The following is a 10,041-nucleotide window of genomic DNA, read 5'->3' as shown; positions in this document are numbered from 1 at the left end:
TGGTGGGTGCTGTAGGGATCGAACCTACGACAAGCTGATTAAGAGTCAGCTGCTCTACCAACTGAGCTAAGCACCCGCCGCGCGCACCCTCTAGCAAACCTCGCCGGAGAATGAAAGCCCACCCGGCGCTTAAATTGCAGGCGCACGCGCACGGGTTTTAGGCGCGGCGCGAACTGCCACCGAAAGTAGACGCGATTTGGCCGCGATGATAAAAATTGCAAAACGATTCCGGGGGGTAATGTGGCAATTCAGATATTGCGCGCGGTGACGCAACACATGAATTATCTAAAAATGGTCCGGCGCTGCCTGGAACAAGGAACTGAGCATTGCCGCTGCTGCGATCATCACAGTTGCCTATTCGGCAAATGGTACGATAGCGACGGCAGCGCAATGATCCAGGCAATGAAACTCCCTGAGGCAACCAGGCTGTGGGGGGAGATCGGCCATCATCATGAGATTTTTCACGGCGACTCGCTGGCGGCGGTGCAGGCGCGCGGCGCGGATATGGCGAGCGCGAACCGGCTGGAGACCGCGATGATGCAGCGCTCCACCCTGCTGGTAAACCGCCTGCTGGCGCTTGATGAAATGATGAACGCGAAAGCCGTGACGGCCTGAGCGCGCCAGCCCGCCGGGTACGCCATGCGGCACGCCCGGCGCAGAATTATTTTTAACACCGCAGCGGGCTCGCGCGCTCAGCGCCGTTCGCGGGTTGCGGAGAAGGTGATCTCGGGGAAATTATCCTTCATGCGGTTAAGCTCCCAGCTGTTGCGCACCAGATAAACAGGTGCGCCTTCGCGGTCTTCGCTCATGGCGGATTTGTTCTGCTCGATGAAGGTTTTCAGACGCGCCTGATCCTCGGAGAAGACCCAGCGAGCGGTGTCATACGGGGCGGCCTCGAAGGCGACGGGCACGGAATACTCCTGCTCGATGCGGCTTGAGAGGACATCGAGCTGCAGCGCGCCGACGACGCCGACAATCCATTCCGCGCCTGTCATCGGGCGGAACACCTGGGTGACCCCCTCCTCCGCCAGATCCTCCAGCGCCTTGCGCATCTGCTTGGCCTTCATCGGGTCTGACAGGCGCACGCGGCGCAGGATTTCCGGCGCGAAGTCCGGGATGCCGGTGAAGCGCAGCTTCTCGCCTTCGGTCAGCGTGTCGCCCACGCGCAGCGTGCCGTGATTGGGGATGCCTATGATGTCGCCCGGATAGGCTTCCTCGGCCAATGAGCGGTCCTGCGCGAAGAAGAAGATCGGCGCCTGGATGGCCATGGGCTTGAGCGTGCGCGAGTGGATCAGCTTCATGCCGCGCACGAATTTGCCTGAGCAGATGCGGGTGAAGGCGATGCGGTCGCGGTGCTGGGGGTCCATATTGGCCTGCACCTTGAAGACAAAGCCGGTAACCGGGGTTTCGGCGGGTTCCACCACGCGCGTATCCGCCGCGCGGGGCTGCGGCGCGGGGGCGTTGGCAACCAAGCCTTCCAGCAGCTCGCGCACCGAATAATCTTTCAACGCCGAGCCGAAATACACCGGGGTCAGGTGCCCCTCGGAGAAGGCCTGCTGGTCAAACTCCGGGTAGGCGGCGCGGATCAGCTCCACATCCTCCTCCAGCTGCGCCTGCTGGTTGGCGGGAATGTCAAATTTCACGCCGGCGGGATCCTGGCCGGGTTTCACGGCGGAGACCAGGCGGTTTGAGCGCAGATCGAAGCAGCCGCGAAACAGCCCGCCGGTGCCGATGGGCCAGACCATCGGCGTGATGTCCAGCGCCAGGGTGTTGGCGATTTCGTCCAGCAGCTCGAACGGGTTCTGGCCCTCGCGGTCCACCTTGTTGATGAAGGTGGTGATGGGGATATTGCGCAGGCGGCAGACCTCGAAGAGCTTTTTAGTTTGCAGCTCGATGCCCTTGGCCGCGTCGATCACCATCACCGCCGAGTCCACGGCTGTGAGGGTGCGGTAGGTGTCCTCGGAAAAATCCTCATGGCCTGGGGTATCAAGCAGGTTGAACACGGCGCCGCCGAACTCGAAGGTCATCACCGAGGAGGTAACCGAAATGCCGCGCTGGCGCTCGATCTTCATCCAGTCCGAACGGGTTTGGCGGCGGTCCTGGCGGGCTTTTACCATGCCGGCCTCACGGATGGCGCCGCCGAAGAGCAGCAGCTTCTCCGTCAGCGTGGTTTTACCGGCGTCCGGATGGGAGATGATGGCGAAGGTGCGCCGGGGCGGGATCTTCGCGCCGGTTTCGGAAATGGGTAGGGCCTGGTCCATCGGCACGCCCTACCAAAATTCTCCGCCCCGCGCCACCGGGCTTTGGTGTCAGGCCACCGTGTTGCTGTGCCAGACTTTGGGGGCCATCGCGAAAAACTGGCCGACATTGCCGCGCCAGACCTGAAATTCAGGCGCGCCGCGGAATTTTTCCATGTGGTGGGCCACACTTTCCCATTTAACCAGCAGCACAAAATGCTGCGGACTCTCGATGCTGCGGTGCAGCTCCAGGCCGTGGCAGCCGGGCGAACGCAGGAAGGCTTCGCGGCTTGCCTCCACCCCGGCGATGAACTGCGCCTCGGTGCCGGGGATGATCTCGATTTCAGCGAATTCCGTGACCATATCTCTAGTGTCCTATTGTTTTGGAAATTTGCTCACCCATGCCCTGGATGCCGATTTTGACCTGCTGGCCGGGGCGCAGGAAGATGGGTTCCGGCTTTTTGCCCATGCCGACGCCGGCCGGGGTGCCTGTGGCGATGATGTCACCAGGGTGAAGGGTGATGAACTGGCTGACATAGCTGACCAGGGATTTCACGCCGAAGATCATGGTCCTGGTGTTGCCATCCTGCATGCGCACGCCATCCACCTCGGCCCAGAGGTTGAGATTCTGCGGGTCCGGCACTTCGTCCTTGGTGACGAGGTAGGGGCCGACGGGGCCGAAACTGTCGCAGCCTTTGCCCTTGTCCCAGGTGCCGCCGCGCTCGGTCTGGTAGGCGCGCTCGGAGACATCGTTCACGGTGCAGTAGCCGGCGACATAATCCAGCGCGTCAGCCTCGGCCACATGCGCGGCCTTGGTGCCGATGACAACGCCAAGCTCCACCTCCCAGTCGGTTTTGCGCGCGCCGGGGGGGATGATGATGTCATCATACGGGCCGGAAAAGGCGGAGAGGGATTTGAGAAAGAGAATCGGCTCCTGAGGAATCTTGCCCCCGGTTTCGGCCGCATGGTCGGCGTAATTCAGGCCGATGCAGACGAAATTGAGCGGCCGGGGAATTGCCGGGCCGATGCGGCGGGGGGTTTTGAGGCTCGGCAGCTTCGCAGGGTCCAACGCGGCGAGCTGCGCCAGCCACTCCGGGCTGAAAACATCGCCCGTGACGCCGGCGAGCGCGTCATCGAGCGTGCGGATATGTCCCTCGGCATCGAGAATGCCCCATTTTTCCTGGTTCGGGTCGCCGTAACGGAGAAGCTTCATCCTGAATATTCCTTATCATCGCAGGTTTCACGCAAAAGTCAGAGCTGGGTGGCGTAGATGGGCAATGTCAAACAGGCAAATTGATTCTAACTATAGCGGCTTAACGAAAGAGAGTTAAATACGATGCCGCTGTTCGCCCTCCATGCGCTTGACCGGCCAGGCGCCCTCCCGCTCCGCCTGGAACACTATGCCGCCCATCGCGCGTTTGTGGAAACAGACACTGACTATGGTATTACAATCGTACTCTCGGGCCCCCTGCAAACCGACGACGGCGAGACGATGACCGGGTCGCTGTTTCTGATCGAGGCCCCCAGCCGCGCCGCGGTGGATGCGTTCGTGGCGGCTGATCCGTTTACCCGGGCGGGCGTTTGGGGCGAGGTCACGATCACGCGATTCCATCGCCGCAGGGGGTAGTTTTCGCATTTTATTGCAGTGCAGCATAATTCATAGGTCAGGCTGAGCCGCGGACATAAAAAAGGCCGGTCGTTTACGACCGGCCTGTACCTTTTCGGTACGAATTTCGTTGCTCCCTAAACTTGGCGGCTGACACTGGCTTGATACTGCTAGGCATCGTTCAGCGTCACGAGGAGCTATGTGGCGGAAAAATGTCATCCATGCAACCCCCTTTATGCGGTTTCTTGCCTGAACAAGGGGGGCAGCATGAAGTTTTTTTCATATTTTATGAGTGAATCTCTGCCTTGAGGGCCGCAACAACGGCACGAATCTCGTCCGCCGCCTGGGTGGAGGGGCCGGCTTCGGTCACGCCCAGCCCATCGGCGAAGGCATTTGCATAACCCGCCCGATTCGCCAGTGCAGTATCCAGCAGGATAAGACCGCGGGCCGCGATTTCCGCCTCCAGCCGCTTGCGCAGGCGCGAGGCGGCAGGCGCGCGGTTGAAGATGAGCGCGGTGCGCCGCTTCTCCTCAGCCGCCAGTTTCAACGTACCCTCGGCCGCCCAGAGGTCAGGCGGGGCTGGATTTAGCGGTATCAACACCAGATCGGCCCCACGGATAGCGCGCCGCGCGTCAGAATCGATGACGGGAGGCGTATCGATGAGCACGTAATCATGCGAGGCCTTGAGTTTTTCCACCTCGCTAGCCAGACGCCAGCCGGAAATAGTGGCAAGCGTGAGTGCCTGCGCCGCCTTGGGCGAATGGGCGCGCAGCTTGCCCCAGATGGTCAGGCTGCCTTGCGGGTCAATGTCCAGCGCCGCCACGCGCGCGCCTTCTGCCAGGGCCACTGCCAGCTGGGAGGCCAGCATGGTCTTGCCAGCACCGCCTTTCTGCTGTGCAACCGCAATCACTTTACCCATATATATAAGTCTCCTTGATGAAAGAGACTTAACCGCAGTTTTTTGCGAAAGGCCAAGGATATTTATGGACGAGCTGCTGACACCGGCGGAGATGGGGCAGGCCGACGCCCTGGCTGGCAACGCGCAGGCGCTGATGGATGCCGCCGGGCGGGCGGTGGCGCGCGCGGTGCGGCTGCGATATGCTCCCTGCCCCACGCTGGTGCTGGCCGGCCCCGGCAATAACGGCGGCGATGGCCATGTGGCGGCTGCATATCTGCGCCAGGCAGGCTGGGCGGTGCGGGTGCGCGCCTGGAACGAGGCGAGCGTGGCCGAGGTTGAGCGCGCGGCGCTGGTGATCGACGCGATTTTCGGCGCCGGGCTGGCGCGCGATATCACCCCGGAGGTGGCGGCGTTGCTGCGCGCGGCTAGGCGCCTGGTGGCGGTGGATGTTCCCTCCGGCCTGGACGGCGCCACCGGCGCGGTACGCGGCTATGCGCCGCAGGCCGAACTCACGGTCACGTTTTTCCGCGCCAAGCCGGGGCATTATCTCTACCCCGGCCGCGGGTTGTGCGGGGAGCTGGCGCTGCGCGACATCGGCCTGCCTGCAACGGTGCTGGAAGAGATAAAGCCGCAAACCTGGTTGAACAGCCCGGCGCTGTGGCGTTTGCCAGCCCGCGCACCAACCGCGCACAAATACGCCGCCGGGGATGTAACCGTGCTGTGCGGCACCATGCCGGGTGCGGCGCGGCTGGCCTGCGCGGGGGCGCGGCGCGCGGGGGCGGGCATGGTTACGCTGGCGGCCGATGCGCCGTTTATTCCGCCCGAGGCCGGGTTGATTGTGTGCGCCGAACCGCTGGAGACGTTGCTGCGCGACGCACGGCGCAGGGTGTGGGTCTGCGGGCCGGGACTCGGGAAACAAGCCGGGGAGAAACTGGCGCAGCTGCTGGCCGCCGGGCGCACGGTTGTTGCTGATGCCGATGCGCTGACCGCCTACACCGGCACGCCTGAAAAATTATGCGGGGCGGCGGTCATCACCCCGCATGAGGGCGAGTTCAACCGCGTATTCGGGCCGCCGCGGCAGGACCGGCTAAGCGCCGCGCGCGCCGCCGCGCGGCATACGGGGGCGGTAACGGTGCTGAAGGGGGCGGATACGATCATCGCCGCGCCGGACGGCCGCGCCGCGATCAACGCCAACGCGCCGGCGTATCTGGCCAGCGGCGGCACCGGCGACGTGCTGGCAGGACTCATCGCCGCCTTACTGGCCCAGGAGATGCCGGCTTTCGAGGCGGCCTGCGCCGCGGTGTGGCTGCATGGCGCGGCGGCCAGCGAGGCCGGACCCGGCATGCTCGCCGAGGATCTGCCCGCAAGGCTGGGGCCGCTGATGGCTGCATTGCGGAAGGAAAGCTGGATCGAACCGTAAATATTTGTTACACAAAAAGATGCCGGCCGCATGTGGCCGCCATCATCAGCCGCTCTGATGCAATCGCAGCCATCACCGCGACAAGCCCGGACTGCTAAAGATCATATCACAGCACAAAGGATTTAAGTCTCATGAAACGGCTTTATTTCAGCGGTTTTGGCACCGGTCTTGCCATCGCGTTGCTGGGCGGACAACTCGCCATGGCGCAGCCCGCGCCGCCGCCGGGCGGCATGCAGCCGCCGCAGAAGCAGTGGCAACAACAACAATGGCAGCAACAACCGCAACAGCAACAACCGCAACAGCAATGGCAGCACCAGCCGCAACAGCAGCAACAGCAGCAACAGCAGCAACAGCAGCAACAGCAATGGCAACGCCAGCACATGGGGCCGCCGCCTGGCTACCAGCCGCAGCAGCACATGGGCCAGACGCCCAGATACCGGCCGCCGCCACGCTATGAGGCACGCCACAACTGGCGCCGGGGCGAACATTTCGACGGGCGCGGTGTGGCGGTTTACGATTGGCGCTACTACCATCTGACCCCGCCGCCCCATGGTTATGAATGGGTCCAGGATAACGGCCAGTTCGTGCTGGTGGCCATCGCGACTGGCATTATCGTTGAAGTGATCCTGAACGCGCTCAGCCACTAACCGGCCGGCAAAGCATATCCGCCGCCATGGGAGATACATGATTCCCATGGCGGCTGCTTTGCTCTAGACTCAGCCCATGAATGAAATTCGGCCGGTGGAACCGGAACTCGCGGGGTTGGAAACATTGGCGGCCGTTGAGCGGAAGCTGCTCTGGCTGTCCTCGTGGATGATCCATAACGCCAACCATTTGCGGCCGAATCGCGACGGCCTGAAGGTCGGCGGGCATCAGGCATCCTGCGCCTCCGTCACCTCCATTATGGCGGCGCTGTATTTTGATAGCCTGCGCCCGCAGGACCGCGTGGCCGTGAAGCCGCATGCCGGGCCGGTGCTGCATGCCATCAACTACCTTTTTGGCCGCCAGAGCGTGGAACAGATGGCGGGGCTGCGCCAGTTTGGCGGCGCACAGGCGTATCCATCGCGCACCAAGGACGGCCCGGAGATCGATTTTTCCACCGGCTCGGTCGGCCTTGGCGTGGCGATGACCAGCTTCACCTCGCTGATGCAGGATTATGTGCGCGCGCATGCCATGGTGGACCCCGCCACCCCGCGCGGGCGGCAAATCGCCATCGCGGGCGATGCGGAGCTGGACGAGGGCAATATCTACGAGGCCCTGTTGGAAGGCTGGAAACACGATGTCCGCGATGTGTGGTGGGTGGTGGACTACAACCGCCAGAGCCTCGACTCGGTGATGCCCGACCGGCTGTTCGGCCGGTTCGAGGGGTTGTTCCGCGACATGGGCTGGCGCGTGGTGATGCTGAAATATGGCAAGCGGCTAGAGGCGGCGTTCGCGCGGCCGGGCGGGGGCGCGCTGCGCAACTGGGTGGATGCCTGCCCAAACTCAACCTATTCGGCGCTCACCTTCCAGGGCGGCGCGGCCTGGCGGCAGGCGATCCTCGCGGATCTGGCTAAAAACCGCGGCGTGCGCGGCATTATCGACCCGTTGAGCGACGCCGAACTCGGCGCGCTGATGACCAACCTCGCCGGGCACGACCTAGGCAGCCTGACCCAGGCGTTCCGCGCCGCTGCCCAGTCCAGCCAGCCGACGGTGTTCCTCGCCTATACCATCAAGGGCATGGGCCTGCCCTTTGCCGGACATAAGGACAACCACGCCGGCATGATGACGGTGGAGCAGATGGACTCCTTCCGCGCCGCCATGCACATCCGCCCCGGGCATGAATGGGACAGGTTTGAAGGGCTGGCCGAGCCGCGGGCGGTGGAGAATTTCATCAACAGCGCGCCCTATGCCACGCCGCTGACCTCAAACGGCCGGCGCCTGCCCGCCGCCACCGTGCCGGTTCCCGCCGTGCTGCCGCAGCCGCGCATTACCGGCCGGCGCATGAGCACGCAGGCCGGATTTGGCGAAATCCTCTCCGAGATCGGCCGCGCGCAGGGCGAATCGGCCGAGATGTCGCGCCGCATCGTCACCATGAGTCCGGATGTCGCGGTTTCCACAAACCTCGGCCCCTGGATCAACCGGCGCGGCGTGTTCGACCGGCACACCCGCGAGGATGTGTTCCGCGACGGCAAGCTGGCCAGCGCACAACGCTGGGGCACCAATCCGCAGGGGCAGCATATCGAGCTTGGCATCGCCGAGCAGAACCTCTTCCTGCTGCTCGGCGCGGCCGGGTTATCGCACGATCTCAACGGCGCGCGGCTGCTCCCCGTCGGCACGGTGTATGACCCGTTCGTGAACCGCGGCCATGATGCGCTGTTCTATGCCTGCTACCAGGATGCGCGGTTTCTGCTCATCTCCACCCCCAGCGGCATAACCCTGGCGCCCGAGGGCGGGCAGCACCAGGCCACCAACACGCCGCTGCTGGCGATCGTGCAGGACCGGCTGGCGAGCTTCGAGCCTGCCTATTGCGACGAGCTGGCGATTTTGCTGCGCCATGCCTTCGCGCATATGCAAAAGCCCGAGGGCTCGGCCGTGTGGCTGCGACTCTCCACCCAGGTGCTCACGCAGCCCGAGCGCAAGCTCAACGCCGCGCATGTTATCGCAGGCGGACATTGGGTGGTGCCGCCCGCACCCGGCGCCGGCATCGCCATCGCCACCCAGGGCGCGGTAGCGGGCGAGGCGGAAAAAGCCTTCGCCATGTTGCGCGAGGATGTGCCTGAAGCCGGGCTGCTCGCCATCACCAGCCCTGACCGGCTGTATGCCGGATGGCGTGCGGCCCAGCGCCAGCGCCGCCAGGGAGTTCATGCCAGTTCGCACATCGAAGACCTGCTGGCCCCGCTGGCGCCCGGCGCCGCGCTGGTGAGCGTGCTGGACGGCCACCCGGCGGCCCATGCCTGGCTTGGCGGCGTGCGCGGCAACCGGATCATGGCGCTGGGACCGGACCGCTTCGGCCAGTCGGGCGATATCACCGACCTTTACCGCGAATACGAGATCGACGCGGCGGCGATTCTGGACGCCTGCGCGGAAGGCCTGCTCGGGACTTGAAAAAATCCGTATCGAGCACGCCGGCGCACCGGCTGGGCTCGCTGGAGCTTGGCCGGTTGATTGCCGCCAGCCTGGTCATGGTCTCGCATCTGGTCAGCCTGGATGCCGCCCCCGGCCCGCTCGGCGTGCAATATTTCTTCGTGCTCAGCGGCTTCGTGATGATCACCGCCCATCATGGCGATTTCGGCCGCTGGCGCGGGCCGCTCAAATTCTGGTGGCGGCGGATCTGCCGGATCTACCCGCTGTACTGGCTGATGCTGCTGCCGGTGATGTTCTACTATTACCATGGCCTGGCCCCGGCTGGCACCAACTGGGCGCTGTTCTCGCTGGCGCCGCGGGTGGTGAACGACCTGATCCCCCCGGCGTGGACGCTGCGTTTCGAGGTCGCGTTCTATATCATGTTCGGCCTGTGCCTGATCCCCCATGTGGGCCGGGTTATCCTCGCCGGATGGGTGCTCAGCGTGCTGTGGCTGCTGGTGCCGATCCCTGTGTTCCGGTTTTTCGACATCCACCGCTACAACATCATGTTCCTGCGCGCGGTCGGGCTCAACAATCACTTTATATCGTTTTTTGAACTCTATTTCTTCGCCGGGCTGCTTGGCGGCTGGCTGCTGATAAAATCGCGCCCCAGCATCGTGTTGGCGCTGGCCGGGCTGCTCACCGGCGGCGCGCTGATGTTCATGAAGCTCCGGGTCACGCAATGGGGGTATGTGTATCCGGGGCCGGTTAATCTCGCGGTGTTATCGCTGGGCTATGCCGGGGTGATGTTCGGCCTCGCCATGCTGGAGCGTTG

11 protein-coding genes and 1 tRNA gene are annotated in these 10,041 nt (G+C 64.0%); 6 read left to right on the top strand and 6 right to left on the bottom strand.

The genetic code is table 11. The features are described 5' to 3' along the window. Positions 1-76, bottom strand: a tRNA-Lys gene (locus HKL97_RS01905). Between the two features lie 200 nt (positions 77-276). On the opposite strand from HKL97_RS01905, the gene HKL97_RS13635 reads away from it, so the two are divergent. Then, entirely contained in the window at positions 277-615 is a 339-nt protein-coding gene (locus HKL97_RS13635) for a CZB domain-containing protein (RefSeq protein WP_363238199.1), read from the top strand. A gap of 77 nt (positions 616-692) precedes the next feature. Here HKL97_RS13635 and HKL97_RS01895 read toward each other — a convergent pair whose 3' ends face one another. From HKL97_RS01895 to HKL97_RS01885, 3 genes are read right to left on the bottom strand one after another with little or no spacing between them, the layout of a single operon-like run. Continuing rightward, positions 693-2,261: a peptide chain release factor 3 gene (locus HKL97_RS01895; RefSeq protein ID WP_291422316.1), complete on the bottom strand. Its 1,569-nt coding sequence runs from the start codon at positions 2,259-2,261 to the stop codon at positions 693-695. Positions 2,262-2,309: 48 nt separating this feature from the next. Further along, a complete protein-coding gene (locus HKL97_RS01890; protein WP_291422314.1) occupies positions 2,310-2,600 on the bottom strand; it encodes an antibiotic biosynthesis monooxygenase in 291 nt (96 codons plus the stop codon). A gap of 4 nt (positions 2,601-2,604) precedes the next feature. Next, complete coding sequence (locus HKL97_RS01885; RefSeq protein ID WP_291422313.1) at positions 2,605-3,450, bottom strand: fumarylacetoacetate hydrolase family protein; 846 nt, start codon at positions 3,448-3,450, stop codon at positions 2,605-2,607. Between the two features lie 123 nt (positions 3,451-3,573). Between HKL97_RS01885 and HKL97_RS01880 the strand changes: the two genes are divergently transcribed. Continuing rightward, complete coding sequence (locus HKL97_RS01880; RefSeq protein WP_291422311.1) at positions 3,574-3,864, top strand: YciI family protein; 291 nt, start codon at positions 3,574-3,576, stop codon at positions 3,862-3,864. A gap of 265 nt (positions 3,865-4,129) precedes the next feature. Here HKL97_RS01880 and parA read toward each other — a convergent pair whose 3' ends face one another. After that, positions 4,130-4,762: a ParA family partition ATPase gene (parA, locus tag HKL97_RS01875; protein WP_291422309.1), complete on the bottom strand. Its 633-nt coding sequence runs from the start codon at positions 4,760-4,762 to the stop codon at positions 4,130-4,132. A 64-nt stretch (positions 4,763-4,826) separates the two neighbouring features. Here parA and HKL97_RS01870 point away from each other — a divergent pair, with 64 nt between their 5' ends. Next, complete coding sequence (locus HKL97_RS01870; protein WP_291422307.1) at positions 4,827-6,161, top strand: NAD(P)H-hydrate dehydratase; 1,335 nt, start codon at positions 4,827-4,829, stop codon at positions 6,159-6,161. A 122-nt stretch (positions 6,162-6,283) separates the two neighbouring features. On the opposite strand, the gene HKL97_RS01865 is transcribed toward HKL97_RS01870, so the two are convergent. Continuing rightward, positions 6,284-6,541, bottom strand: a complete 258-nt coding sequence (locus HKL97_RS01865) for a hypothetical protein (RefSeq protein WP_291422305.1) — start codon at positions 6,539-6,541, stop codon at positions 6,284-6,286. Here HKL97_RS01865 and HKL97_RS01860 point away from each other — a divergent pair, their 5' ends adjacent. The 3 genes from HKL97_RS01860 to HKL97_RS01850 all read left to right on the top strand — a co-directional run. Continuing rightward, the gene (locus tag HKL97_RS01860; RefSeq protein ID WP_291422303.1) at positions 6,542-6,808 is read left to right on the top strand and encodes an RcnB family protein; all 267 of its coding nucleotides are present in this window, start codon (positions 6,542-6,544) and stop codon (positions 6,806-6,808) included. 76 nt (positions 6,809-6,884) lie between these two features. Further along, on the top strand, positions 6,885-9,248 hold the full coding sequence (locus HKL97_RS01855) for a transketolase (RefSeq protein WP_291422301.1): 2,364 nt from the start codon (positions 6,885-6,887) through the stop codon (positions 9,246-9,248). Continuing rightward, the coding region (locus tag HKL97_RS01850) for an acyltransferase (RefSeq protein ID WP_291422299.1) at positions 9,245-10,041 on the top strand (797 nt) is incomplete at its 3' end. The genes HKL97_RS01855 and HKL97_RS01850, both read left to right, overlap by 4 nt.

The sequence above is a fragment of the Acidocella sp. genome (assembly GCF_013044125.1).
Taxonomy (GTDB): domain Bacteria; phylum Pseudomonadota; class Alphaproteobacteria; order Acetobacterales; family Acetobacteraceae; genus Acidocella.
Note: the sequence above shows the minus strand (reverse complement) of the source record. Positions and strands in the feature narration are given on the sequence as shown.

Coding starts and splice junctions, on each gene's coding strand:
- HKL97_RS01885 (WP_291422313.1), bottom strand. CDS start 3,450: ATGAAGCTTCTCCGTTACGGCGACCCGAACCAGGAAAAATGGGGCATT.
- HKL97_RS01895 (WP_291422316.1), bottom strand. CDS start 2,261: ATGGACCAGGCCCTACCCATTTCCGAAACCGGCGCGAAGATCCCGCCC.
- HKL97_RS01890 (WP_291422314.1), bottom strand. CDS start 2,600: ATGGTCACGGAATTCGCTGAAATCGAGATCATCCCCGGCACCGAGGCG.
- HKL97_RS01860 (WP_291422303.1), top strand. CDS start 6,542: ATGGGGCCGCCGCCTGGCTACCAGCCGCAGCAGCACATGGGCCAGACG.
- HKL97_RS01870 (WP_291422307.1), top strand. CDS start 4,827: ATGGACGAGCTGCTGACACCGGCGGAGATGGGGCAGGCCGACGCCCTG.
- HKL97_RS01855 (WP_291422301.1), top strand. CDS start 6,885: ATGAATGAAATTCGGCCGGTGGAACCGGAACTCGCGGGGTTGGAAACA.
- HKL97_RS01880 (WP_291422311.1), top strand. CDS start 3,574: ATGCCGCTGTTCGCCCTCCATGCGCTTGACCGGCCAGGCGCCCTCCCG.
- HKL97_RS13635 (WP_363238199.1), top strand. CDS start 277: ATGAATTATCTAAAAATGGTCCGGCGCTGCCTGGAACAAGGAACTGAG.
- parA (WP_291422309.1), bottom strand. CDS start 4,762: ATGGGTAAAGTGATTGCGGTTGCACAGCAGAAAGGCGGTGCTGGCAAG.